The sequence below is a fragment of the Roseateles sp. UC29_93 genome (genome assembly GCF_042695725.1).
Taxonomy (GTDB): Bacteria; Pseudomonadota; Gammaproteobacteria; order Burkholderiales; family Burkholderiaceae_C; genus Roseateles; species Roseateles noduli_A.
In genome coordinates this window covers 6,229,459-6,253,955 of sequence record NZ_CP170545.1, presented here as the reverse complement: position 1 = coordinate 6,253,955, position 24,497 = coordinate 6,229,459, and the positions used below count along the sequence as shown (strand labels likewise).

Sequence of the window (24,497 nt, the reverse complement as noted above, 5' to 3'; positions counted from 1 at the left end):
CGCCCGCGAGGTGATGCAGCTGTTCACCATCGGACTGGTGCAGCTGAACCTGGACGGCTCCGTGCAGACCGCCGCCGGCCGGCCGATCGAGACCTACGACCAGACCACGGTGACGCAGCTGGCGCGCGCCTTCACCGGGTGGGACTTCGACACCGCGAACGCCGCGGGTGCCGATCCTTCCTTCATGCGCCGGCCGATGGTGCACAACGCGGCCAACTTCTCGAGCGGCGCGAAGTCGGTGCTGGGCAGCACCATCTCCGCGGGCGTCGACGGCCCGACCGCGCTGCGCCAGGCGCTGGACACGCTGGCCAATCATCCGAACGTCGGGCCCTTCTTCGGCCGGCAGTTGATCCAGCGCTTCGTCTGCTCCCACCCGAGCGGCGCCTACGTGCAGCGCGTGGCGCAGGTGTTCAACAACAACGGCCAAGGGGTGCGCGGCGACCTGAAGGCGGTGCTGCGCGCCGTGCTGCTGGATCCCGAGGCGCGCCTGATCGAGGCCGGCGTGAGCAGCTCCGGCAAGCTGCGCGAGCCGGTACTGCGCTTCGTCCAGGTGGCGAGGTCGGTCAAGCTGAGCTCGGCCGGCCAGTGGACCATCCCCGAGACCAGCGACCCCGAGACCCGGCTCGGCCAGAGCCCGTTCTTCAGCCCGTCGGTCTTCAACTTCTATCGGCCGGGCTACGTGCCGCCGAACTCGTCGATGACGGCGACCGGCGTCACCGCGCCGGAGTTCCAGCTGCTCAACGAGGTGACGGTCACCGGCTACCTGAACTTCATGCAGACGCTGCTGACGACCGGGCAGGGCGATGCGAAGCCGGACCTGACGGACGACATGGCGCTCTCCACCGACGCACGCGCGATGGTGGCGCGGCAGGCGCTGCTGCTCGGCGGCGGCGCGGTTTCCGACGCGACGCAGCAGCGCATCGCGGCCGCGGTCACGACGATCGCGGCCAACACCGACGACGGCAAGATCAACCGTGCTCGCGCCGGTTGGATGCTGCTGCTCGCCTGCCCCGAATACCAGATCCAGAAATGACGACGTCGCCGTGCGGCGACGTTCACCGGAGAACTTCCGTGGCTCATGTGTCCAAGCTGTCCTCGCTGCATCGTCGCGAGTTCCTCAAGCGCGCTTCGGTCGCGTCCGCCGTGGGCGCTGCCGCGCCGTGGGCCTTGCAGCTCGCCGCGATCGGCGACGCCGCCGCCGCGACGACGGGCGGCGACTACAAGGCGCTGGTGTGCGTGTTCCTGTACGGCGGGAACGACCACGGCAACACCGTGATCCCGTACGACGCCGTCAGCCACCAGGCCTACACGGCCATCCGCCCGACGCTGGCGATCGGACGCGACGCGCTCGCGGCCACCGCACTGGCGCCGACGGTGGCGCTGCCGGACGGCCGCCAGATGGCGCTGGCGCCGGGGCTCTCGGCGATCAAGCCCGTCTTCGACGCTGGCCGGCTCGCGGTGATGCTGAACATCGGCACGCTGACCGCGCCGATGACGCTGGCGCAGTTCAAGTCCGGCGCGGTGCCGGCGCCGCCCAAGCTGTTCTCCCACAACGACCAGTCCAGCCTCTGGCAGTCCTCCAACGTCGAGGGCGCGCGGACCGGGTGGGGCGGTCGCATGGCCGACCTCATGCTGTCGGGCAACGGCCGCGCGGGGCTGACCTGCATCAATGTCTACGGCAACGCGGTCTTCCAGGCCGGCGACGCCGCGTTCCAGTACCTGACCGGCCCGGGCGGCAAGAAGCCGATCACCGGCATCGGCAGCCAGGTGTTCGGGTCGACCTCCTGCGCCAAACTGCTGCGGGCGCTGATCACCGAGGAGCGAACCCACCCGATGGAATCGGAGCTCAACCGCGTGACCGCCCGCTCGATCGATCTGCAGACGACGCTGAGCACCGCGCTGACCGGCGGGGCGACGCTGTCCACCGCCTTCGCGGCGGACGCGCTGGCGCGACAGCTGAAGATGGTGGCGAGCCTGATTGCCGCGCGTTCCTCGCTGGGCATGACGCGGCAGGTCTACTTCGTCGGCCTGGGCGGCTTCGACCTGCACGACGGCTTGACGACGCGCCATCCGGCGCTGATGCAGCAGGTCGGCGGGGCGATGGCAAGCTTCGACGCCGCGCTGCGGGAGCTGGGCATGGCCGATCAGGTGACGGCCTTCACCGCGTCGGACTTCGGCCGCACGCTCAGCAGCAACGGCGACGGCACCGATCACGGCTGGGGCGCGCATCACCTGGTGATGGGCGGGGCGGTCAAGGGCGGACGCTTCTACGGCACGGCGCCGTCGGTCAGCGTCAACGGGCCGGGCGACGTCGGCCAGGGCCGGCTGCTGCCGACCACCTCGGTGGACCAGCTCGCGTCGACGCTGGCGCTGTGGATGGGCGTGCCGCCTTCGGAGCTGCGGACGGTGCTGCCCAACATCGGCAACTTCGCCGGCACGGATCTCGGCTTCATGTCCTGACGCACCATCGTGGATCGCAGATGACCCCGATGGATAGGGGTTTCTCCGCGATCCGGCGGGCTCCCGGCAAATCGGCCCGGAAACCGACATGCCCGCTCCCCCAACCCTAGGGGGCGCCGCCGGTCGAGTTCTGCTACGCAAGACCCTGACGTTCTCCTAACATCTCGACGACGCCCCGCACATCGATCACGGCGACAAGACCGTGCGCAGTCGAGGGCGGCGATCCACGCATGGCCCGATCAGGGAGGCTGAGATGGACGGAATGTTGGGGAGGACCCCGGACTTGGGTCGGCTGATGGCCTATCGAGGACCGGAACGCCGGCGCGGATCGCCGGATCGGTGGTGGCGCCATGCGCTGGAAGAGATCGACCTCGGGGTCTGTCTCGTCGCCGGCGAGGGGCTGCTGCTCTATGCCAACAGCACCGCGCGGCGGCAGCTCGACGAGACGTCGCCGCTGCAGATCGTCGACGGTCAACTGATCGCGGCGCAGCGCAACGATCAATTGCGATTGGAAAGCGCGCTGGCCGACGTGCAGCGCGGGCTGCGGCATCTCATCTGTCTCGGGCGCGGGCCGGGGCGCCTGTCGCTGTCGGTGCTGCCGCTGCAGGACGGGCACGGACGGCCGTCGCAGGCGATGGTCGTGCTCGGCAAACGCAATCTGTGCGGGGAACTGCCGATGCTCGCCTTCGCACGTGAACATCAACTGACGGCGGCGGAGCTGCAGGTGCTGCAGTCGCTCTGCTCCGGGTTGCAACCGCAGGAGATCGCGCATCGCCACGGGGTCGCCATCTCGACCGTGCGCACGCAGATCGCGAGCGTGCGAGCGAAGACGGCGACGGAAAGCATCCGCGACCTGGTGTCGATGGTGGCGCAGTTGCCGCCGATGCAGGGCGTGTTGCGGGTGATCGAGCGGGTTTGAGGCTGCCTGCCTGCCTTCCTGCTGAGGATCGTGCGTTGGCCGCGAGGTCAAGGGGCCTTGGCGTCAAGCGCCAAAACCCCTCGACCTCCCGTCCCCAACCATCACCGTACTTGCCCGGTTTTGATACCGGGGACTGCAACGAGCTTCAGGCGCGCTTCGGTTCCAGCGTCTTCTTGTAGAGGGTCGAGCCCTCCAGATCCTTCAGGGTGACCGTCATCGCACGTGTCTTTGCGTCGATGTCGACCTGGCCGAAGAACTGCGTGTCGGGCGCCGGGGCGGCGTTGGCAATGCCTGGCCCCTTCTGATACGCGACCTGCATGCCGAAGGTGCCGTCAGCCTTGTTGGGGCCGAAGCCGCCAGCGTGCAAGGGGCCGGAGACGAATTCCCAGAAGGGCAGGAAGTCGGTGTGCTTCGCCTTGGCGGGATCGAAGTAGTGGGCGGCGGTGTAGTGCACGTCGGCGGTGAGCCAGACGATGTTGTGCAACTGGTGGCGCTTGATCTCGCTGAGCAGGCGCGCGATTTCCAGCTCGCGGCCGCGCGGCGCGCCGTCGTCGCCGTTGGCGATGGCCTCCCACTTGTCGCGGCCTTCGGCGTCCTTGCCGTCGTTGACGTGCAGGCCGATCGGCATGTCGGCGGCGATGACCTTCCAGACAGCCTTCGAGCGCTTCAGTCCTTCGAGCAGCCACGCGATCTGCGGCCGGCCCATGAAGGCGCTGTCGGCGTTCTCCTCGGTCTGGAGGTTGGCGCTGTTGGGGCCGCGGTAGCTGCGCATGTCGACGACGAAGACGTCCAGCAGCGGCCCCTGCGGCAGGTGGCGGTAGATGCGTTCGCTCTCGACGTCGCCGAAGCGGCGCATCGGCGCGTATTCCTGGAAGGCCTTGGTGGCGCGGGCGACGAGCAGCGGGATGTTCTTCTCGGTGTACCGGGCGTCGCCGGAGAGGTCCTTGCTGTCGGAGTAGTTGTTGGTGACCTCGTGGTCGTCCCACTGCCAGATCTGCGGCACGTCGGCCGACATGCGGCGGACGTTGGCGTCCATCAGGTTGTAGCGGTAGCGGCCGCGGTACTCGTCGAGCGTCTCGGCGACCTTGCTGGTCTGCTCGGTGACGAGGTTGCGCCAGAGCGATCCGTCGGGGAGCTTGATCTCTGCGGGGATGGGGCTGTCGGCGTAGATGGTGTCGCCGCTGTGCAGGAAGAAGTCGGGATTGATGCGGCGGATCTGCTCATAGATCTTCATGCCGCCCCATTGCTCGTTGATGCCCCATCCCTGGCCGCAGGTGTCGCCGCTCCAGGCGAAGCGGACATCGCGCAGGCCCTTCGCGCCGAAGGCGGCCGGCAGGCGCAGATGTCCGGCGACGGGCTCGGACAGCACGCGCTCGTTGTGCAGGTCCTGCAGCACCACGCGATAGAAGATCTCCTGCCCGGCGGGCAGGCCGCGCAGGTCGATGCGGCCGGTGAAGTCGGAGTCCTCGAGCAGATGCGGTCCGCGCACGCGCTGCAGGTTGGCGAAGCTGGCGGTGGTGGACCACTCGAGCCAGAGGCGGCTCGGGCGGTCGCCGCGGGTCCAGACGATGGCGCCGTCTGCGACCGGATCGCCGGACTGGATGCCGTGCGGCATCTGCGGCCGCATCGCGTCGCGCGTGATGACGGCAGGAGCCTGCGCATGGACGCTGGGAAGCGTCAGCAGCGAGGCGCCTCCAAGAACGGTGCTGGCGTGGAGGAAGCGGCGGCGGTCCATGCGGGTCTCCCGGAGAGATCAGAAAGGCGAAGCCCGCGATGCTGCCGGGAGGGTGTGACGAGGCGGTGACCGGCCAGCGTCAGCCGACTGTCCTCACTGCCCCGCTGGCGGCTCCCACAGCTCGACTTTGTTGCCTTCCGGGTCGATGACCCAGCCGAACTTGCCGTACTCCGAGTCGTCGGTCTTCTCGAGGACGTTGCAGCCCTCGTCGCGCAGCGCCTTCAGCAGCGACGCGAGGTCCGCCACCCGGTAATTGATCATGAAGGGCGCCTTGTTCGGCCCGAAGCCGTCGCCGCCCTCGGCCGCGCCGATGGACCAGATCGTCGAGCCGCCCGTGGGCTGGCCCGCGTCGTCCGTCCACGTGAACGCCGCGCCGCCCCACGGCTGGACGTCAACGCCCAGATGCGTCCGGTACCAGTCGCGCAGGACCGCCGGGTCCTTGGCGTTGAAGAAGATGCCGCCGATGCCAGTGACTCGCTTCATGTGGGAACTCCCGACAGGTTGATCGATCTCAAAGACATCGACGGTCGTCTCACCGACGATGCACCGCTCCGCGCTTGAGCGTCAGCAGACACAGCAGCGCGATCAGGGTGAACAGGGCGCCGCTCCAGATCTCGTAGGGCAGACCGAGCAGCGTGTACGCGGACGCTTCACTGCAATTGGCCGTGACCATGAAGATGCTCGGGATCCGATCCTCCAGCTTGAACATCGTCAGCACGCGATCCGCGAAGGTCATGTCGCAACTGGCCAGCTTGGAGGCAACCTCGTGCTGGTAACCCGCGGCGAACAGCCCCGCCACGCCCAGCGCCGCCGACAGCAGCAGCGACAGCACGCGCACGAAGCCCACGCGCTGCAGCACCCAGCCCAGGGCGCTGACCACCGCGATCAGCAGGAAGATCCCCCGCTGCATCACGCACCACGGGCACGGCTTGACGTTGAACTGGTACTGCGCCACCAACGCCGCCGCCACGGCGGCGAGCGACACCAGCGCGCTGAAGGCCAGCACGCGCGAGGGGGTCAGCGCACGCATCAGTCGGCGATCTCGGCGATCAGCTCGATCTCGACGCAGGCGCCCATCGGGATCTGCGCCACGCCGAAGGCGCTGCGCGCATGCGCACCCTTCTCGGGACCGAAGACCTCGCCGATCAGTTCGGACGCGCCGTTGGTCACTAGGTGCTGCTCGGTGAAGTCGCCGGTGCTGTTGACCAGGCTCATCAGCTTCACGACGCGCTTGACCTTGTTCAGGTCGCCGACCGCCGCGTGCAGCGTGCCCAGCAGGTCGATCGCGATCGCGCGCGCGGCCTGCTGGCCCGTCTTCGTGTCGGTGTCCTTGCCCAGCTGGCCCACCCAGGGCTTGCCGTCCTTCTTCGCGATATGACCGGACAGGAACACGAGGTTGCCGGTGCGGACGAACGGCACGTAGGCCGCGGCGGGCACCGCCACCGGCGGAAGTTCGATGCCGAGTTGGGTCAGGCGGTCGTAGACGGAAGTGCTCATGAGGATCTGCGCGGAAGTGGAAAAAAACGCCGGGAATCCTACACCCCGGCCTGGTGTTGGACACTGGTCCCGCTCGCGGCCCTGCTGGGCATGGGGCTGGTCCATGTCCTCCCGGAACTGCCCGGTCCCGCCGCCTGGCGGACCGGGACCGCGATCGCCGTGATGCTGGTGTTCACGATGGTGTTGCGGGCCGCCCGTCGGACCACCCGTTGGACCACCCACCGGACGACGCTTTGGACGACGCATTGGCTGGCCTGGTCGCTGCTCGCGGCGATCGCCGGAGCCGGGCTCACCGCGGCGCGGGCCGGCGCGCGCATGGCCGAGGTGCCGGCCGCCGACCGCGAGGGCCAGGTCATGACCCTCACCGGGCGCATCGGCAGTCTTCCCCAGCGCACCGACGGCATCGGCGGCGTCGAGGGCTGGCGCTTCATCCTCGACGTCGAGTCGCCTGCGGTCAGCGCCGGTGCGCCGCCGCGCGTGCTGTTGTCCTGCTATCAGATGCCGCTCCCGCCGCGCGCCGGCGAGCGATGGCGCCTCGACGTCAAGCTGCGCCGTCCGCACGGCCTCATGAATCCTCGCGGCTTCGATCAGGCGCTGTGGATGCTCGACCAGGACCTGCCGGCCGCCGGCAGTTGCCGCAGCAAGGGACAGGAGCGGCTGTCGGCCAGCGGCTTCAGTGTCGACGCGTTGCGGCAGTCGATGCGCGACGCGATCGACCGGCAACTGAGCGAGCGGCGCGACCGCCGCGGTGCCGGCGTGCTCGCCGCGCTGAGCCTGGGCGATCAAGGCGCGGTGAACGCCGCCGACTGGGCGCTGTACCGCGATGCCGGCGTGTCGCATCTGCTCAGCGTGAGCGGCCTGCACGTGACGATGTTCGCGTGGCTCGCCGGCGCCGCCGCCGGCTGGGCCTGGCGGCGCAGCGCGCGGCTGTGCCTGTGCCTGCCCGCGCCGCGCGCGGCGATGTGGATCGGTGTGGTCGCCGCCGGGCTGTACGCGCTGTTCTCCGGCTGGGGCGTGCCGTCACAGCGCACGGTCGGGCTGCTCGCGATCCTCGCGCTCCTGCGTCAGGCCGGCGCGCGCTGGCCGTGGCCGATGAGCCTGTGCGCCGCCGCCGCCGGGGTCTGCGCCGCCGATCCTTGGGCGCTGACGCAGGCCGGCTTCTGGCTCTCGTTCGTGGCCGTCGCGCTGCTGATGGCGGCGGACCACCGCGCCGATCCCGGCTGGCGCGGCGCGCTGCGCAACGCCTGGCACACGCAGTGGGTGGTGACGCTCGGCCTCGCGCCGCTGACGCTGCTGCTGTTCCAGCAACTGTCCATCGTAGGCCTGGTGGCGAACGCCTTCGCCATCCCGCTGGTGTCCTACGTGATCACGCCGCTGGCGATGCTCGGCGCGCTGTGTCCGCCGTTGTGGACGCTGGGCGCGTGGTGCGTCGCGCTCATGAACGCGATGCTGGAAGCGCTGCGCGTCCTGCCGCTGGCGGTCTGGCACCTGCCGTGGCCGACGCCGTGGGCGCAGTTGCTGGGACTGGTCGGCGGTGCCGTCCTCGCAATGCCGTGGCCATGGCGGTTGCGGCTGGGTGGACTCGCGCTGTGCGTGCCGATGTTCTGGCCCGTCATCGAGCGGCCTGCGCCGGGGCACCTCGACCTCTGGCTACCCGATGTCGGCCAGGGCGGCGCCACGATCCTGCGCACGCAGGGCCACACGATGGTCTTCGACGCCGGCCCGTCGTGGGGGCCGGGCTCCGATGCCGGGCAGCGCGTGCTGCTGCCGCTGCTGCACGGACTCGGCGAGCGGCGACTGGACCTGCTGATGGTCAGCCATGCGGACCAGGACCACGTGGGCGGCGCCGCGAGCCTGCTCGCGGGGATGCCGGTCGAGCGCCGGCTCGGCGCCGTGCCCGGCGGGGAGGGTTGCCGGCGCGGACAGCGATGGACCTGGGACGGCGTGCGTTTCGAGGTGTTGTGGCCGATCGCCGACGGTGAGCCGGGCGAGCCGGATGGCGCGGGCCAGAGGCGCAAGGAGACCAGGCGCAACGCCGGTTCCTGCGTGCTGCGCGTCGAGGCGTCCGGCCGGCGTGTGCTGCTGACCGGCGACATCGAAGCGCCGCAGGAGGCGCGCCTGGTGCGCGAGGAGGGCGGGGACGGCCTGCGGTCCGAGGTCCTCGTCGTGCCGCACCACGGCAGCCGGACCTCGTCGACGGTCGCGTTCGTGGGGGCGGTCGCGCCGCGCGTGGCGGCGGTTCAGTCGGGTTATCTGAACCGCTTCGGTCATCCGAAGCCGGACGTCGTGGCGCGCTACCTCGCCGCGGACGCGCTGCTGCTCAACACGGTGGACTGCGGCGCGTGGCGCTGGCGCAGCGACCGCTGGTCACCACCGGTCGACGACTGCGAACGGGCGACGCGTCGGCGCTACTGGCTGCGCCTGCCGCCGGGTGTCCGCCCGGACCTCCCGACCCTGCCGTCGCCCGCCGACCTCCCCGCGAGCGTTCCGGAGCCGGATGCCGCCGACGTTGTTCCCCCTGGCGTTCCCCCTTGAGGGTGTTCCACCCTGAGCGCGTTCCACCCCGGGTGCGACCGGTGCTGCCCCCTGTCACCGGGGCTGTGCATGCCGCCGGACAGGTGCTAGCTTCCGAGGGCGACGCCACAACGGGCGCCGATGGGAGGATCACATGGGAATGCTGTCCGACTTGAAGGTGGGAATGCGGCTCGGTCTGGGTTTCGCGCTGCTGGTGCTGCTGATGCTGGCCATGGGCGCCTTCTCGGCGAGCCGCGTGGCGCAGGTCGAGGGCAAGGTGGAGGACCTGGCCACCAACTGGCTGCCCAGCACGCGCACGCTCGGCGCCATGGGCGAATCGATGAACCAGATGCGCCGCGCGGAGTTGCAGATGCTCGTCGGCGGCGATCCGAAGACGATCGCGGACGAGGCGGCGCGGCTCACCGACCAATGGCGCGTGCTGCCCGGTCTGCTGTCGACCTACGAGAAGCTCATCTCCAGCGACAAGGAGCGGCAGGTCTTCGACGATCTCGCACGCCAGGTCCAGGTGTATCGCACGACGCAGGAGCGCTACGTGGCGGCGCTGGGTGCCGGTCAGCGGGACGAGGCCGTGACCCTGCTGCGCGGCGATTCACGCGCCGCGTTCCGGGGCGCGACCCAGCGTCAGGCGGAACTCGTGAAGATCAACACCGACGGTGCCCATGTCGCGCACGAGCAGGCGCGCGCCGACTACCGCGTCGTGCTGACCGCGATCTGGACACTGGTCGCGGTCGCCATGGCGCTGGGCGCGCTGGTCGGCTGGCTGCTGACGCGGTCGCTGACGCTGCCGCTGCGCGCGGCCTCGGCCGCGGCCGACCGGATCGCCGACGGCGACCTGCGCGACATCGCCGCGGCGTCTCGCCGGGACGAGCTTGGCGACCTGCTGCGGGCGCTGGGCAAGATGCGCGACGCGCTGCATGCCTCGATGTCGACGGTGCGCGCCAGCGCCGATCAGATCGCCGAGTCCAGCCGCGAGGTCGCCACCGGCAGCTTCGATCTCTCCAGCCGCACCGAGCAGGCGGCGTCCAGCCTGGAGCAGACCTCGGCGGCGATGCACCAGCTGACCGATGCCGCCCGCCAGAGCGCGAGCAGCGCCGACGAGGCCAGCCGCATCGCCCAGGACGCGGCCGGCGTGGCCAGCCGCGGCGGGGACATGGTCGGGCGGGTCGTCTCGACGATGGCGGGCATCCAGCAGTCGTCGCGGCGCATCGCCGACATCATCGGCGTGATCGACGGCATCGCCTTCCAGACCAACATCCTGGCGCTCAATGCCGCGGTCGAGGCGGCCCGTGCGGGCGAGCAGGGCCGGGGCTTCGCGGTGGTCGCGTCCGAGGTGCGCGGCCTGGCGCAGCGCAGCGCCCAGGCGGCGCGCGAGATCAAGTCGCTGATCGCGGATTCGGTCGAGCAGGTCGAGACCGGCTCGCGCGCCGTCGGCGACGCGGGGTCGACGATGACGCAGGTGGTCGACGCGGTGACGCAGGTCAGTCAGCTGATCCGCGAGATCGCCTCGGCCACCGGCGGACAGACGCAGAGCCTGTCGGAAGTCAACGCGGCGGTGACGCAGCTCGACGGCATGACGCAGCAGAACGCCGCGCTGGTCGAAGAGTCCGCCGCCGCGGCCGAGGCGCTGAAGGAACAGGCCGCGCGCCTGAGCCAGGTGGTGGCGAGGTTCCAGCTGGCGGGGTGAGGGTCAGCGGGCTGTCGCCGGCGTAGACGCGGCGGCTCAGCGGATGATTGCAGGCGCGCTGTGGTTACGCCGTGAACACCAGCGCGATCTGCTCCGGCTCGCGCATGGCGCGGGCCTTCGTCGAAGTCGCGGCCTTCGCGCCCGGCTCGGTCGCCTTCAGGTGATCCACCAGGAAACGCGCCGTCTCGGGCGAGCGGCTCATCTCCGCCGCGACGACCGCCTCCAGTTCCGACGGACGCACGTCCATCGCCGCGCACAGCTTGAGCAGGCGCGCCTCGGCCTCGAGGTAGTGCCGCTCCACCGTCAGCTTGCGCGAGAAGAGGCCCATCACCTGGCCGACGCGCAGCAGATGCACGTCCAGCAGCGCGACGTCCTCCGACGCGGACCAGCCGCGCACGATCGCCGATGCCGTCTTCGGTCCGACGCCCGGCAGTTCCATCAGCCAGTTGCGCACGTCCTGGCCGGCCTCGAAGTCCGGCGCCGAGAGCAGTGCGGGCATCACCGCCGCGAGGTGCCTGGCCTTCTGCGCCGCGAAGCGGAAACCCAGCGCCTTGCCCTCGACGTGCAGCGGCTCGCTGAGCCACGCGGTGAGCGTGAGTTCGCAGACGCCGGGCTGCACGAAGGCCCCGCGCTCGCGGATGCGCGCGAACGCGGCGAGGCCCACGGCGGCCGGGATGCCCGGACCGCCCAGCAGCGACGCGCCGACCTCCTCGGCCAGCGAGCGGCCGGACGCCGCGGGCGCCGTCGCATCCTGGCGTTCCAGGCGACGGCGCAGCGCCTGCTGCGTCCAGTAAGCGGGGGTGGGAATTCCTCGACGGCGCCCCAGCGCACGCCGGTCAGCAGGAGGTGGTGGGGATCGGGAAGTTCTCTTTGGAGGGAGCCGTGGCGGGAGACGAGGGCAACGATCTGGGTCATGGGAGAAGGGGAACGCCGCCTCTCTGGGCGGCTGGATAGGTGGTGTTCAGCCATTGGGCGAACGCGGCGCGCTCGACCGGATCCATGGCATGGACACGCTCTTGAAGGCGTTCGAGACGCCGCTTGTGGGTCTGGCGCTCGCGGAAGGTGGCTCCGCGGTGCCGGCTGTCGTGAAGCATCTCAGGCGGTTCGAAGTTGAACCACAGCGTCTCCGTCCGCACGTCGGTGTGGGTCTTCGCGCGGAACGCCACCGTCCGCCACCCCCGCAGGAGGGCGTCGTACGACGGATGCGCGTAGCCCGACACGATCACCCGGCACGGCAGCGCCGCGAGCTGCGCCAGAAGCGCCTCGTGGTCTGCGGCGTCGTATTCGTGCCGGTAGATGCGCGTCTGCCGACGCGTCTCGGGGTGGTAGGGCGGGTCCACGTAGACCAGCTCATCCCCCTCGAACACATGCCGCGCGAGGAAATCCTCCGCGCGGCCATGCACCAGCTCGACACCGGGCAGGGCCAGGCCTTGCCAGTGCGCGATGACCCGCTCGTCAGCGTCGATGGCGATCGATCGCGCCGCCGGCAGCTTGTGGCGCAGGACCGCGCCACCGCCGACATGCGTCTCGATGTACACCCGGTGCGGAGGCATCAGGTTGATGACGTGCTGGTACGTCTTTCCCTTGCCGCCTGGATACTTCATGCGCCGGATCATCGTCAGAAGTGACGATGATGTCAAGGCGGGAGGCGGTCGATCGGGCGAGCGAAAGCCGGCGGAGCCGGTGCCCCTCTCCGCTCAATCTCCTCCTCGCCGCTCGGAATTCGCTCCGAGGGGCACCGGCTCCGCCGGCTTCGAATCACCGAGGTCTGCGGGTCGTGCGTGACGTGCGTGACGTGCGGCGGCGGTCAGAGCGCCGTCAGCCAGTCGCAGCGCAGGCGGCCCGATCGGTGCAGCCGGCGTCGGCCGCCGGTGTAGGCCATCGGCAGCAGCCAGGCCATCAGGCACAACGGCAGTGCGATCCACGCCTGGATCAATAACGCGCCCGGAACGCCCATGAAACCCAGCATCCAGATCGTCAGCACGACGTTCCAGACCGCCAGCTCCACCGGGTGGCGGGCGCTGTGCATCACCATCCAGCGCTTCACCTGGCTGAGCTGCGTGAGAGTCATGACGGGCTCCTGGACGACGGGAGAGGGGGGCCTGGACGGCCTCGATGAGTGGGAAACCGGACGGGTGGAAGTGTAAGTTTGGAGTCAGGGTTTCCCCATCCCACGCTCGTGGAGCCCGAGTGGAACTCCGGGTTATCCCGCCATGCGGCATGGGGGCCGGGTGCCGATTGGCACGGGGGACGGGTCGGCGGGCTCGTGTATGGTTCGCCCCTTCTCAGAAGGTGGACAGGAGTCCCGCGAATGAAACGACTGATGTGGGCCGCGCTGGCGTTGTACGCCGCGGCCGGCGCCCAGGCGCATGAAGGCATGTGGATGCCGCAGCAGCTGCCCCTGGTGGCCAAGGACATGAAGGCCCTGGGCCTGAAATTCGATCCGGCGCGGCTGTCGCAGCCGCTGGGGTATCCGATGGGCGCGGTGGTGAGCCTGGGCGGCTGCACGGCCTCGTTCGTGTCCCCGCAAGGCCTGGTGGTGACGAACCACCACTGCGCGTTCGGCAGCATCCAGTACAACTCGACGCCGCAGAAGGACCTGCTGAAGAACGGCTTCCTGGCCGCGTCGCTGGCCGATGAACTGCCGGCCGCGCCCGGCAGCCGCATCCTGGTCACCGTCGCGCTGAGCGACGTCACCGACAAGGTGATCGACAAGAAGACCGCCGCGCTGCAGGGCAAGGCCCGCGTCGATGCGATCGAGGCCAACGAGAAGTCGCTGGTCGCCGCGTGCGAGAAGGACGCCGGTCATCGCTGCTCGGTGGGCGCGTTCTACGGCGGCCTGATGTACCAGCTGACCAAGCAGCTCGAGATCCGCGACGTGCGCCTGGTCCACGCGCCGGCCGAAGGCGTGGGCGTCTTCGGCGGCGACACCGACAACTGGATGTGGCCGCGCCACACCGGCGACTACAGCTTCTACCGCGCCTACGTCGGTCCGGACGGCAAGCCGGCGGACTTCAGCAAGGACAACAAGCCCTTCCAGCCGCAGCAGTTCCTGAAGCTGGCGAGCACGCCGCTGAACGAGAACGACTTCGTGGCCGTGGCCGGTTATCCGGGCCGCACGAACCGTCATCGCCTGCCCAGTGAAGTCGACTTCGCGTTCTCGTGGGACTTCCCGCATCGCGTCAAGGCGATGGGCGAGCAGCTCGACCTGATCAAGGAGGCGACCACGGGCCGCCGCGATGCCGAGATCAAGCTGGCCAACACGGTCGCCGGCGTCAACAACTACTACAAGAACTACCAGGGCCAGATGGCCAGCTACGCGGGCAGCGACATCCTCGCGCGCAAGCAGGCGGCCTTCGACGCGATGAAGACCTGGGTGAACGCCGACGCCAAGCGCCGCGCCGCCTACGGTCCGTCGCTGGTCGAGGTGGAGCGCCTGATCGCCGAGCGTCAGGCCATCGTGCGCCGGGAGTTCCTGCTGAGCTACGCGACGCCCTCGCTGGTCAAGAGCGCGAGCGACCTGTACGAGCAGTCGTTGCAGCGCAAGAAGCCCGATGCGGAGCGCAAGGCCGGTTACCAGGACCGCGACCAACTGCGTCGCAAGCAGGCCGTGGAAACGGTGGACCGCCGCTTCGACGAGATCACCGAGAAGAAGGTGGTCAGCCACTTCCTGACGCAATACCTGGCCCTGCCGGCGGATCAACTGAACGCTGCGTTCCTGAACGCGCTGGGCGTGCGTGCCGGCATGGATGCGGCGGCCGTGACGGCGCGCGTCGATGCGCTGTACGCGGGCACGAAGCTGACCGACAAGGCCGAGCGCACCGCCTGGCTGTCGCGGGATGCCGCCGCCTTCGAGGCGAGCGCCGACACGCTGGTCAAGGCCGCCGTGGCGCTGCACGCCGACGAGGAAGCGCGCGAGAACCGCGACAAGGAACTGGCCGGCAAGCTGCAGCAGGCCTATGCCGCGACGATGCAGGCCGAGATCGACTTCAAGGCCAGCCGCGGCCAGCCGGTCTATCCGGACGCCAACAGCACGCTGCGCGTGGCCTTCGGTCAGGTGAAGGGCCGCACGCCGGGCGTGGACGGCACGACCTGGACCGCGTTCACGACGCTGCGCGGCATCGTGGCCAAGCACACCGGCACGGGCGAGTTCAATGCGCCCGCCGAGCAGCTCGCCGCGATCAAGGCGCGCCAGTTCGACAAGTACGGCGTGAAGGCGCTGGACTCGGTGCCGGTGAACTTCCTGGCGACGCTGGACACGACCGGGGGCAACTCCGGCTCACCGGTGCTGAACGGCAACGGCGAACTCGTCGGCCTGCTGTTCGACGGCACGCTGGACGCGGTGATCTCCGACTGGGACTTCAACGACCACATGAACCGCAGCATCTGCCTGGATGCGCGCTACATGCTGTGGCAGATGAAGGTCGTCGACAAGGCGGACCGCCTGCTGAAGGAAATGAACGCGCTGTGATGGCGCGGTCTTCCGGCTGAGCGATCCTCGCGGTCGCTCCGATCAACGCCCCGCCTCGCGCGGGGCGTTTGCATTCGGACGCTTACTGCGGGAACGTGCCCGGCAGCAGGATGTCGCGACCCGCGTTGCGCAGTTCGCGGTGGCCGCAGAAGGCCATCGTGAGCTCGAGTTCCCGGTGGATGATCTCCAGCGCCCGGGTCACGCCGGGGCGGCCCATCGCACCGAGGCCGTACAGGAACGCCCGGCCGATGTAGGTGCCGCGCGCGCCCAGGGCCCAAGCCTTGAGCACGTCCTGGCCCGAGCGGATGCCGCCGTCCAGGTGCACTTCGATGCGGTCGCCCACGGCGTCGACGATGCGCGGCAGCGCGCGGATGCTGGACTCCGCGCCATCGAGCTGGCGTCCGCCGTGATTGCTGACGATGAGCGCGTCGGCGCCGGTGGCCGCGGCCAGCTTCGCGTCCTCCTCGTCGATGATGCCCTTGATGATCAGCTTGCCGCCCCAGCGGTCGCGGATCCATTGCACGTCGCTCCAGCTCAGCTGCGGGTCGAATTGCTTGGCGGTCCATTCGGACAGCGAGCTCATGTCGCCGACGCCCTTCACGTGGCCGACGATGTTGCCGAACTGCCGCCGCGGCGTGCCCAGCATGCCCAGGCACCAGCGCGGCTTGGTCGCCATGTTGATCAGGTTGGGCAGCGTCAGCTTGGGCGGCGCGGACAGGCCGTTCTTCAGGTCCTTGTGGCGCTGGCCGAGGATCTGCAGGTCCAGCGTCAGCACCAGCGCCTCGCACTTGGCGGCCTTGGCGCGATCGATCAGGCTGTGGATGAAGCCCTTGTCCTTCATCACGTAGAGCTGGAACCAGAAGGGCGCGGTCGTGTGGGCCGCCACGTCCTCGATCGAGCAGATGCTCATCGTCGACAGCGTGAAGGGCACGCCGAAAGCCTCGGCGGCCTGCGCGCCGAGGATCTCGCCGTCGGCGTGCTGCATGCCGGTCATGCCGGTCGGCGCGATCGCGACGGGCATCGCGACGGGGCGGCCGAGCATGGTGGTCGCCGTGCTGCGGTTGTCCATGTTCACGGCGACGCGCTGGCGCAGCTTGATGGACTGGAAGTCCGATTCGTTGGCGCGGTAGGTGCTCTCGGTCCAGGACCCCGGAATCCGCGTAGTCGTAGAACATCCGCGGGACACGGCGCTGCGCGAGTACGCGCAGGTCTTCGATGCAGGTGATGACGTTCATGCGCCGCATGCTAGGCGAGCCGCGCGGACCATGACCGGAAAGTTTCGCGGGCCGGGTCGGAGGATCGTTCCGACGGACTCAGGGCGTTCCCGGGGCGGTGCGGGTCAGACGGCGCCCGAGCCCGCGTGCGCACCGGCGCCCCCGTCGGTGCCCCCGTCAGCGCTCAGCGACCGGCAATGCTGGACAAGCCAGCGTGCGAAGGAACGCGCCGCGTCGCCGTCCGCGTGCCTCACCAAGCCATACGGCATCGCCGCCGGGACGGCGAGATCGAACAGGCGCTTGAGCGCGCCGCTGCGCAGGTAGGTCGCGGCCAGGCTCGGCCGGCCGAGCACGACGCCCTGGCCGCAGGCGGCGGCTTCCAGCGTGAGGCCCAGGTCGACGAAGCGCGTGCCCTGCGCGGGCTCGGGCCAGTCGAGGCCGGCGGCGCGCAGCCACGGCTGCCAGGGCTGCAGCGGCGTGCGCAGCAGCGGGGCCGAGGCCAGGTCGGCCGGCGCGTGGATGGCGGGCAGACGCGCGAGCAGCGACGGCGCGGCCATCGGCGTGATGACGTCGACCAGCAGGACATCGCCGCCCGCCGGGACGGTGCCGGCGAAGATCTCGACCTCGGCGGGAGGCGCGGGCTGGTCCAGGAACGGGGTGGACAACAGCAGTTCGAGCTCGATGTCCGGATGCTCGGCCTCGAAGCCGGGCAGGGCGGGGACCAGCACTTGGCGGGCGAAGGTCGGGGGGCTGGAGATGCTGAGCCGGACGACACGCTGCTGCTCGCGCCGGTGCAGCGGCACGGCGGCCAGCAGCGAGAGCGCGGTCCGGACCTGGGCGAGGTACTCCTTGCCCGCGGCGGTCAGGCGCAGCGGGTTGCGCGTCAGCAGCGGCTGGCCGAGACGTTCCTCCAGCGTCGCGATGCGCTTGCCGACGGCGCTTGCGCTGACGTGCAGCCCCTCGGCGGCGCGCTCCAGGCTGCCGAGCCGCGCGACGGCCTCGAAGGCCAGCAGGCCGTCGATCGAGGGCAGGCGCAAGGTGTCGGCCAGGGGCTCGTCAGGGGCGAGGCGCGAGGAGTCGCTCATGGGCGCGACTGTAGCGTCCGGAGCGGTCCGGAACCCCAGGCCCTCAAGGGCGACGGATGTCGGGCGCCCGCGGCGCCGCACAGCACGGCTACAGTGGCGCGATGTCCGAAGTTCCCGATAGACGCCTGACTGCGGTTGCCGACGAGGGCCGCCACGAAGCTCGCGATGGGCTCCGCCCTGAGGCCTACGACGCCGCCTACGGGGCCGCGGTCGATGATGCGACCGTGCGTGTGTTGGAACAGGCTTCCCTGTGGCGCCGTCTGCCGTGGATGGTGGGCGGTGCGGTGAGCCTGGTGCTGGGCGTGATCGGCATCTTCCTGCCGCTCTTGCCGACGACCCCGTTCGTGCTGCTGGCCGCGTTCTGCTTCGCGCGCGGGTCTGCGCGCTGCGAGGCGTGGCTGGTCGGCCATCCCCGTTTCGGGCCGATGATCGTCCAGTGGCGCGCCAATCGTGCGGTGCCCCTCCGGGCCAAGCAGATGGCCTGGGGAATGATGGCGATCAGCTCGATCATTTCGGCCCTCGTCATGCCGGTCGTTCCCTGGTTACCCGCCGTCTGCTGCCTGGCGGTCGGCATCTGGCTCTGGCGTTTGCCTACTGCCTGATCCGACAGACGATGTTCCCACCAATCTCCTGATGGCCGCATCCAGAGCGACAAGGCCGGCGACGGTGATGAAGACGCGATTGGTGGTCATCAGTGCGCTGACGGCGGATGTCGACAACACGGCCGTCGACATCAAGAGACAAGGATAGAGCGAGAGTCCATCCCAGAGGTCACGCACGATGGGGCGATCGGCGGATCCCTTTCCCAGAAGGCGGACCCAGGCGGTGGCCAAGGCGGCGATCGCCACGCAAAGGACGTCGTGGATGGAGGCGTCGATGAAATCGGGCATTGCTGATGCTCCGTTCTCATATCAACGATTCCGCTCATTGCGGTCCAACCAGAGCGTGATCACTGCGGCGATCGCGATCGCCGCGAGGTCTCGGTAGACGCCCTGGGGGAAGAACAAGCCGCTGCAGACGCTCAGGAAACCGCCACCTCCCAAGGTGGTTCGGATCACGCCGAACCAACGGTCGTAGGTGGACTTTCCCTCGAAGTGGAAATGGCTGGAAATTGAAGGAAGTGGGCTGCGCATGGATCGCTCTTCATGACTGCTGGAGCGATCACTGTGCGCGTCCATGGGCGTATCAAAATGCAAGCACGCGGTCGCATGGGGGAGGCGTCGACGCAAGTCTTGCGAAATATCAACTTCCGTTCGTCCTCTTCCACATCCTCATGACCGAGCGCATGGGTGGGTGACTCTGGCGTCGCACTGCGCCTCAACTGAACAGTGTCAGGTTCTCCGGCTTCGGTCTCGCGGGCGAGTCGTCCTTCGGTGCGGGCGCGGCTCGCCCCCGCGTCTTCGGTTCGACATCGCCCGGCCGGCTGAGCTTGCCGACCCGCACGCCGAGCAGCCGCAGCCGTTGGCTCAGGTCCACGCGCTTGAGGCACAGCCCCGCCGCGTGCCGGATCGAGGCCGCATCCTGCACCGGCGCGTCGAGGGTCAGGTCGCGCGTCACCGTGCGGAAGCCTTCGAAGCGCAGCTTGATGCCGATCGTGCGCCCCAGGTAGCCCTTGCGCTGCAGGTCCGATGCCAGCTGCTCGCACAGCGCGGTGAAGATCCGCGACAGCTCCGGCCGGTCGCGCTTGGCATGCAGGTCGCGCTCGAAGGTCGTTTCGCGGCTGATGGACACCGGCTCGCTGTAGGTCACTACCGGCCGCTCGTCGAGGCCCCAGGCCGCCTGGTGCAGCCATGCGCTGTAGCCCGCGCCGAAATGCTGCAGCAGCAGCTCCGGCGCCGCGGCCGCGAGCTCGCCGATCGTGTGGATCTCCAGGCTCTCCAGCTTCGCGCCGGCCTTCGGTCCGATGCCGTTGATGCGCCGGACCGGCAGCGGCCAGATCTTCGTCGGCAGGTCCTCCATCATGATCAGCGTCAGGCCGTCGGGCTTGTCGAGCTCCGAGGCGATCTTGGACAGCAGCTTGTTCGGCGTCACCCCGATCGAGCAGGTCAGCCCGGTCGCGCGCTGCACCGAATTCTTGATCTCCCGCGCGATCCCCCGCACGCCGCCCAGCGGGTCGTGCCCGACCGCGTCGCGCGCGCCGGGCACGTCGGTGAGGTCGATGTAGATCTCGTCGATGCCGCGGTCCTCGATCACCGGCGCGATCTCGCGCACCGCCGCCTTGAACAGCCGCGAGAAGTGCCGGTAGGAATCGAAGTCCGCCGGCAGCAGGATCGCCTGCGGCGCGCGCAGCGCCGCCTTCATCAGCCCCATCGCGGAGAACACGCCCAGGTCACGCGCCGCGTAGGTCGACGTGGTCACGACGCCGCGCCCGGTGTAGTCGGCGAGCTTGAAGAACTCGCGCGTGCCGTCGGGACGCTCCTGCGGCGTGTGGGCGCGCCGGCCGCCGACCACCACCGGCAGACCCTTGAGCTCCGGATAACGCAGCAGCTCCACGGACGCGTAGAACGCGTCCATGTCCAGATGGGCGATCAGGCGATCGGGCAACGCTGGCGTCGGCTCGGCCATGCGAGGGATTGTGAGCGTGTCGGCTGACACTCGCTGTCAGCAGGGCGGGCGCCTGTCCGGCACCCGCCCAGGGCCTCGTCGATCACACGACGATGGCCGATGACGCAGGCGTCAATGTCCGCAGCTCGTCGACCCGCAGGCCGACACGGTGTCTGCGGCCTTGGCCTCGGCACTTCCCGCGGCCCGGATCGGGTCGCGGCATTCGCCGGTCGTCGGATCGAAGCCGCGCTGTTCCATCGTGTAGACCAGCGCCGCGTCCATCATCTCGGCGTGACCGGGGAACCACTGCGACAGCTCGGTGCGCACGATCGCCAGCGGCTCGCGGTCGCCCAGGTCCTCGGCGTAGCGCACGACCTCGCGCATCACGTTCAGCACCATCGCGTGCTGGCTGCTGTGGCAGTTCTCCGGCTCGAAGCCGGTCGCCGCCATCCAGCGTTCCTCCATCGCGAAGTGCTCTTCCGTGTGGGCCAGCAGTTCCTTGAACGCCGGCAGCGCGTCCTCGCCACGATCGAGCGTGTCGGCATAGCGGTTCAGCAGCGCGACGAATTCCTCGTGCGTGTGGTCGAGCTCCGGCTGATTCAGCACGAGCTCGTCGGTCCAGGCCAGCGCGCTCATGCTCAAGCCTTCACATCGGTGGTCGCCAGGCGCGCGCGGTGGTGCGCCACCTGCGCGCGCACCTGCGCCGGCGCCGTGCCGCCGAGGATGTTGCGCGCGTTCAGCGAGCCCTGCAGCGACAGCACCTCGTAGACGTCCTCGCCGATGCGCGGATCGAATTGCCGGAGCGACTCCAGCGGCAGCGCCGACAGGTCGATGCCCTGCGCCTGCGCCGTCTTCACCGCGTGCGCGACGATCTCGTGCGCGTCGCGGAAGGCCAGGCCCTGCTTGACCAGGTAGTCCGCCAGGTCGGTCGCCGTCGCGTAGCCCTTGAGCGCGGCGCGCTCCATCGCGTCGGCCTTGACCGTCAGGCCGGCCATCATCTCCGCGAAGATCCGCAGCGTGTCGCTCAGCGTGTCGACGGTGTCGAACAGCGGCTCCTTGTCTTCCTGGTTGTCCTTGTTGTAGGCCAGCGGCTGGCCCTTCATCAGCGTGATCAGGCCCATCAGGTGGCCCACCACGCGGCCGCTCTTGCCGCGCGCCAGCTCGGGCACGTCCGGGTTCTTCTTCTGCGGCATGATGCTCGACCCGGTGCAGAAGCGGTCCGGCAGCGCGATGAAGCCGAAGGCCTGGCTCATCCAGAGGATCAGCTCCTCCGACAGGCGCGAGATGTGCACCATGATCAGCGCGGCCGCGGCGCTGAACTCGATCGCGAAGTCGCGGTCGCTGACGGCGTCCAGGCTGTTCTGCGCGACGCCTTCCATGCCCAGCGTGCGCGCGACGCGCTCGCGGTCCAGCGGGTAGCTCGTGCCGGCCAGCGCGGCGGCGCCCAGCGGCAGCCGGTTCACGCGCTTGCGGGCATCGAGCAGCCGCTCGACATCGCGGGCGAACATCTCGACGTAGGCCAGCATGTGATGACCGAAGGCCACCGGCTGCGCGACCTGCAGATGGGTGAAGCCCGGCAGGATCACGTCGGCGTGGCGCTCGGCCTGGTCGACCAGCACGCGCTGCAGCTCGGCGAGCAGGCCGACCAGCGTGTCCATCTCGCCGCGCAGCCACAGGCGCACGTCGGTGGCGACCTGGTCGTTGCGGCTGCGTCCGGTGTGCAGGCGCTTGCCGGCCAGCCCGACCAGCTCGGTCAGGCGGGCCTCGATGTTCAGGTGGACGTCTTCCAGGTCCAGCTTCCATTCGAAGCGGCCGGAGGCAATCTCCTCGCGGATCTGCGCCATGCCCTTCTGGATCGCGGCCAGGTCCTCGGCGCCGATGATCCCTTGCGCGGCCAGCATGTCCGCATGGGCCAGCGAGCCCTGGATGTCGGCGGCCCACAGGCGCTTGTCGAAGTCGACGCTGGCGGTGTAGCGCTTGACCAGCTCGCTCACGGGCTCGGAGAACAGGGCGGACCAGGCCTGTGTCTTGTTGGCGAGCTGGTTGTCGGCGACCGGCGGGGTGGACGAGGAGTCAGTGGGGGAGGAGGACATCGGCTTGCAAGGCGTTACGACTTCGCGGCGCCCCGGGCGTATCCGCATGGGAAGCGGGCGGACGCCTGGGTGAGAATGAGCCGCCGATTCTAAAGGGGCGCCGCCGTGGCGCCCGAGGGGCTGCAGTCAGAGGACAGGACAGTGCGGGGACGGGAGGATCCGATGGCCACGAAGGCAAGGAACGGGAGCTCGCCCGGGAAGGACCCGTGGCGGTCGACCCAGCCGTCGCCGGAGGCGATGGACGCGCTGGCGCCGTCCACCCAACCCATGAGCACGCAACCGCTGGACAGCCGGCCGATGCCGATGCAGCCCGCCTGGGAGGAAACCCGCCTGGACGCGCGGGCGGCCGAGCCGCCGCGCCTGATCGACGCGCAGCGGCGCTTCGACGTCTGCCATGTCGGCCTGGTGTTGCGCGCGGTGCTGGGCGTGCAGCTGGTGCTGTCGCTGGGGCTGGCGATGACCTCGGAGACCGTGGCGCAATGGACCTGGTCGATGGGCGGGGCCTCCGTCGCGGCGCTGAGCGGCGTGCTGGCCTGGCTGCTGATCGTGTGCGCGGCCAAGCGCGTGCTGGCGCGCTTGCCCGAGTGGGCGCAATGGACGCTGCCGATCGGGCTCGGCGCGATCTGCGCACACGGTGGTGCGCTCCTGTTGGAGGCCGTGGACATCGGCATGCTGGGCACCTTGCAGCGCACCGCGGCGGTGCTGGCGGGGGGCGATGGCGGCGGGGGGTGCTGCTGGGCTGGCTCAAGCTGCGCGAGCGCGCGCAGGCGCCGGCCGACGCGCTGGCGCGGCTGGTGGAACTGCAATCGCGCATCCGGCCGCACTTTCTGTTCAACACGCTGAACACCGCGATCGCGCTGGTGCGCGTCGATCCGAACCGCGCCGAGGAGGTGCTGGAGGATCTGGCCGAGCTGTTCCGGGTGGCGCTCGCGGACGCGGGGCCGACCGCCGAAGGGGTGCGGCTGGACCAGGAGGTCGAACTGGCGCGACGTTACCTGGCGATCGAGCAGTTGCGCTTCGGCGACCGGCTGCGCGGTGCATTGGCAGCTGGATCCGCATGCCGCAGAAGCGCGCGTGCCGCCGCTGCTGCTGCAGCCGCTGGTGGAGAACGCCGTGCGCCATGGCGTCGAGCCCAACGACGGCGGCGGCGATGTCGACATCGTGACGCGCGCGCGCGGCAGCGAGATCGAGATCCGCGTCGTCAACACGGTCGGGCTGCCGTCGCGCGGCAAGGGGCACGGACTGGCGCTGCGCAATGTGCGGCAGCGCTTGAGGCTGATGCACGACGTGGCGGCGCGCCTGGAGGCGGGTCCCGGCGAGGGACGATTCGTGGTGCGCATCGTGATGCCGCGCTGAGGCGGCACATCGCGACGATCACGGGGGTTATGAAAGCAATGGGACGGGAGGGAAGGACATGCTGACGCATCCGCCGCTGAGGGTCTTGATCGTCGACGACGAGCCGCTGGCGCGGCTCCGATTGCGCGGCCTCGTCGAGGCCAACGAGGAACCGCGCGCCGAGGTCGTCGCCGAGGCCGGCAGCGGCGACCAGGCGCTGGCATGGCTCAAGGACCATGCCTGCGACCTGATCCTGCTGGACGTGCAGATGCCGGGCCTGGACGGGCTGGGACTGGCGCAGGCGCTGCGCGGACGGCCCTTCTCGCCGGCCATCGTGTTCGTCACCGCGCATGCGCAGCACGCGCTGCTGGCCTTCGAGCTGGAGGCCCTGGACTACCTGACCAAGCCGGTGCGGCGCGAGCGGCTGCAGGCCAGCCTGTCGAGAGCCGTGCAGCGCATCGACGAACGGGCCGCGGCCAAGGCGCGCGAGGAGCGCGACGTCAACGGCCAGGAATCGTCGCCGGGCACGGAGGCGCCCGTCATCAACATCACCGAGCGCGGACGGCTGCTGCGCGTGCCGCTGGCGGAAGTGCTCTATTTCAAGGCCGAGCTCAAGTACCTCACGCTGCGCACCGCGACGCAGAGCCATGTCATGGACGGCTCGCTCAGCGATCTGGAGCAGCGCCTGGGCGACCGCTTCCTGCGCGTGCATCGCAACGCGCTGGTCGCGCGGTCGGCGGTGCGCGAGCTTGAGCGCCACGTGCCGACCGACGGTCCCGCCGACGGCGATGGCGACAACGGCGGCGAACTCGGATGGGCGGTGCGGATCGCCCATGTGAATGAATGGCTCGCCGTCTCGAGACGGCAGGTCGCCGCCGTGCGGGAGGCCCTGGCAGGCCAGCGCTGACGCACCGGCCCGCGCGAC

Annotated in this window: 22 protein-coding genes and 2 pseudogenes; 11 read left to right on the top strand and 13 right to left on the bottom strand. The window is 69.8% G+C overall.

Features of this window, described 5'->3' with window-relative positions; all coding sequences use genetic code 11:
* Nucleotides 1-13 precede the first annotated feature (13 nt).
* The 3 genes from ACFJIX_RS28925 to ACFJIX_RS28915 all read left to right on the top strand — a co-directional run bounded on the left by ACFJIX_RS28925 (nt 14) and on the right by ACFJIX_RS28915 (nt 3,379).
* Nucleotides 14-1,033, top strand: a complete 1,020-nt coding sequence (locus ACFJIX_RS28925) for a DUF1800 family protein (RefSeq protein WP_377156268.1) — start codon at nt 14-16, stop codon at nt 1,031-1,033.
* A 38-nt stretch (nt 1,034-1,071) separates the two neighbouring features.
* The gene (locus tag ACFJIX_RS28920; protein WP_377162035.1) at nt 1,072-2,460 is read left to right on the top strand and encodes a DUF1501 domain-containing protein; all 1,389 of its coding nucleotides are present in this window, start codon (nt 1,072-1,074) and stop codon (nt 2,458-2,460) included.
* Between the two features lie 253 nt (nt 2,461-2,713).
* Nucleotides 2,714-3,379: a helix-turn-helix transcriptional regulator gene (locus ACFJIX_RS28915; protein WP_377156267.1), complete on the top strand. Its 666-nt coding sequence runs from the start codon at nt 2,714-2,716 to the stop codon at nt 3,377-3,379.
* Nucleotides 3,380-3,524: 145 nt separating this feature from the next.
* Here ACFJIX_RS28915 and ACFJIX_RS28910 read toward each other — a convergent pair whose 3' ends face one another.
* The 4 genes from ACFJIX_RS28910 to ACFJIX_RS28895 form a co-directional block, all read right to left on the bottom strand.
* On the bottom strand, nt 3,525-5,114 hold the full coding sequence (locus ACFJIX_RS28910; RefSeq protein ID WP_377156265.1) for an alkaline phosphatase D family protein: 1,590 nt from the start codon (nt 5,112-5,114) through the stop codon (nt 3,525-3,527).
* Between the two features lie 93 nt (nt 5,115-5,207).
* Nucleotides 5,208-5,597: a VOC family protein gene (locus ACFJIX_RS28905; RefSeq protein WP_377156263.1), complete on the bottom strand. Its 390-nt coding sequence runs from the start codon at nt 5,595-5,597 to the stop codon at nt 5,208-5,210.
* Between the two features lie 49 nt (nt 5,598-5,646).
* On the bottom strand, nt 5,647-6,144 hold the full coding sequence (locus ACFJIX_RS28900; protein WP_377156261.1) for a disulfide bond formation protein B: 498 nt from the start codon (nt 6,142-6,144) through the stop codon (nt 5,647-5,649).
* A complete protein-coding gene (locus ACFJIX_RS28895) occupies nt 6,144-6,611 on the bottom strand; it encodes a RidA family protein (RefSeq protein ID WP_377156260.1) in 468 nt (155 codons plus the stop codon). The genes ACFJIX_RS28900 and ACFJIX_RS28895 overlap by 1 nt, the downstream gene beginning before the upstream one ends.
* A gap of 90 nt (nt 6,612-6,701) precedes the next feature.
* On the opposite strand from ACFJIX_RS28895, the gene ACFJIX_RS28890 reads away from it, so the two are divergent.
* Both ACFJIX_RS28890 and ACFJIX_RS28885 read left to right on the top strand, forming a co-directional pair.
* Nucleotides 6,702-9,146: a DNA internalization-related competence protein ComEC/Rec2 gene (locus tag ACFJIX_RS28890; protein WP_377156259.1), complete on the top strand. Its 2,445-nt coding sequence runs from the start codon at nt 6,702-6,704 to the stop codon at nt 9,144-9,146.
* Nucleotides 9,147-9,285: 139 nt separating this feature from the next.
* Complete coding sequence (locus tag ACFJIX_RS28885; RefSeq protein ID WP_377156257.1) at nt 9,286-10,830, top strand: methyl-accepting chemotaxis protein; 1,545 nt, start codon at nt 9,286-9,288, stop codon at nt 10,828-10,830.
* Nucleotides 10,831-10,894: 64 nt separating this feature from the next.
* Here the strand turns inward: ACFJIX_RS28885 and ACFJIX_RS28880 are convergent, their stop codons facing one another.
* From ACFJIX_RS28880 to ACFJIX_RS28870, 3 genes are all read right to left on the bottom strand, one after another.
* Entirely contained in the window at nt 10,895-11,494 is a 600-nt protein-coding gene (locus ACFJIX_RS28880) for a hypothetical protein (protein ID WP_377156256.1), read from the bottom strand.
* A gap of 247 nt (nt 11,495-11,741) precedes the next feature.
* Nucleotides 11,742-12,446, bottom strand: a complete 705-nt coding sequence (locus ACFJIX_RS28875; RefSeq protein WP_377156255.1) for a DNA adenine methylase — start codon at nt 12,444-12,446, stop codon at nt 11,742-11,744.
* 191 nt (nt 12,447-12,637) lie between these two features.
* Nucleotides 12,638-12,901, bottom strand: a complete 264-nt coding sequence (locus tag ACFJIX_RS28870) for a hypothetical protein (RefSeq protein WP_377156253.1) — start codon at nt 12,899-12,901, stop codon at nt 12,638-12,640.
* Between the two features lie 240 nt (nt 12,902-13,141).
* Here ACFJIX_RS28870 and ACFJIX_RS28865 point away from each other — a divergent pair, with 240 nt between their 5' ends.
* A complete protein-coding gene (locus ACFJIX_RS28865) occupies nt 13,142-15,301 on the top strand; it encodes a S46 family peptidase (RefSeq protein ID WP_377156252.1) in 2,160 nt (719 codons plus the stop codon).
* 82 nt (nt 15,302-15,383) lie between these two features.
* Here ACFJIX_RS28865 and ACFJIX_RS28860 read toward each other — a convergent pair.
* Both ACFJIX_RS28860 and ACFJIX_RS28855 read right to left on the bottom strand, forming a co-directional pair.
* Nucleotides 15,384-16,536, bottom strand: a pseudogene (locus ACFJIX_RS28860) (L-lactate dehydrogenase).
* Between the two features lie 104 nt (nt 16,537-16,640).
* Complete coding sequence (locus ACFJIX_RS28855; protein ID WP_377156251.1) at nt 16,641-17,600, bottom strand: LysR family transcriptional regulator; 960 nt, start codon at nt 17,598-17,600, stop codon at nt 16,641-16,643.
* 101 nt (nt 17,601-17,701) lie between these two features.
* On the opposite strand from ACFJIX_RS28855, the gene ACFJIX_RS28850 reads away from it, so the two are divergent.
* Entirely contained in the window at nt 17,702-18,202 is a 501-nt protein-coding gene (locus tag ACFJIX_RS28850; protein ID WP_377156249.1) for a YbaN family protein, read from the top strand.
* Between the two features lie 309 nt (nt 18,203-18,511).
* On the opposite strand, the gene ACFJIX_RS28845 is transcribed toward ACFJIX_RS28850, so the two are convergent.
* From ACFJIX_RS28845 to argH, 4 genes are all read right to left on the bottom strand, one after another.
* Nucleotides 18,512-18,778 (bottom strand): hypothetical protein, encoded by a 267-nt coding sequence (locus ACFJIX_RS28845; RefSeq protein ID WP_377156247.1) that lies wholly within the window; start codon nt 18,776-18,778, stop codon nt 18,512-18,514.
* 139 nt (nt 18,779-18,917) lie between these two features.
* Complete coding sequence (gene dinB, locus ACFJIX_RS28840; protein ID WP_377156245.1) at nt 18,918-20,165, bottom strand: DNA polymerase IV; 1,248 nt, start codon at nt 20,163-20,165, stop codon at nt 18,918-18,920.
* A gap of 111 nt (nt 20,166-20,276) precedes the next feature.
* On the bottom strand, nt 20,277-20,780 hold the full coding sequence (locus ACFJIX_RS28835; protein ID WP_377156243.1) for a hemerythrin domain-containing protein: 504 nt from the start codon (nt 20,778-20,780) through the stop codon (nt 20,277-20,279).
* Between the two features lie 2 nt (nt 20,781-20,782).
* Entirely contained in the window at nt 20,783-22,237 is a 1,455-nt protein-coding gene (gene argH / locus ACFJIX_RS28830) for an argininosuccinate lyase (RefSeq protein WP_377156241.1), read from the bottom strand.
* Nucleotides 22,238-22,504: 267 nt separating this feature from the next.
* Here argH and ACFJIX_RS28825 point away from each other — a divergent pair, with 267 nt between their 5' ends.
* The 4 genes and pseudogenes from ACFJIX_RS28825 to ACFJIX_RS28810 all read left to right on the top strand — a co-directional run bounded on the left by ACFJIX_RS28825 (nt 22,505) and on the right by ACFJIX_RS28810 (nt 24,479).
* A complete protein-coding gene (locus ACFJIX_RS28825) occupies nt 22,505-23,080 on the top strand; it encodes a hypothetical protein (RefSeq protein WP_377156239.1) in 576 nt (191 codons plus the stop codon).
* Nucleotides 22,966-23,208 (top strand): annotated as a pseudogene (locus ACFJIX_RS28820) (sensor histidine kinase); the annotation flags it as partial. The gene ACFJIX_RS28825 and the pseudogene ACFJIX_RS28820, both read left to right, overlap by 115 nt.
* Before the next feature lie 64 nt (nt 23,209-23,272).
* The gene (locus tag ACFJIX_RS28815; protein WP_377162130.1) at nt 23,273-23,593 is read left to right on the top strand and encodes a sensor histidine kinase; all 321 of its coding nucleotides are present in this window, start codon (nt 23,273-23,275) and stop codon (nt 23,591-23,593) included.
* Nucleotides 23,594-23,651: 58 nt separating this feature from the next.
* Nucleotides 23,652-24,479, top strand: a complete 828-nt coding sequence (locus ACFJIX_RS28810; protein ID WP_377156237.1) for a LytR/AlgR family response regulator transcription factor — start codon at nt 23,652-23,654, stop codon at nt 24,477-24,479.
* Nucleotides 24,480-24,497: the final 18 nt, after the last annotated feature.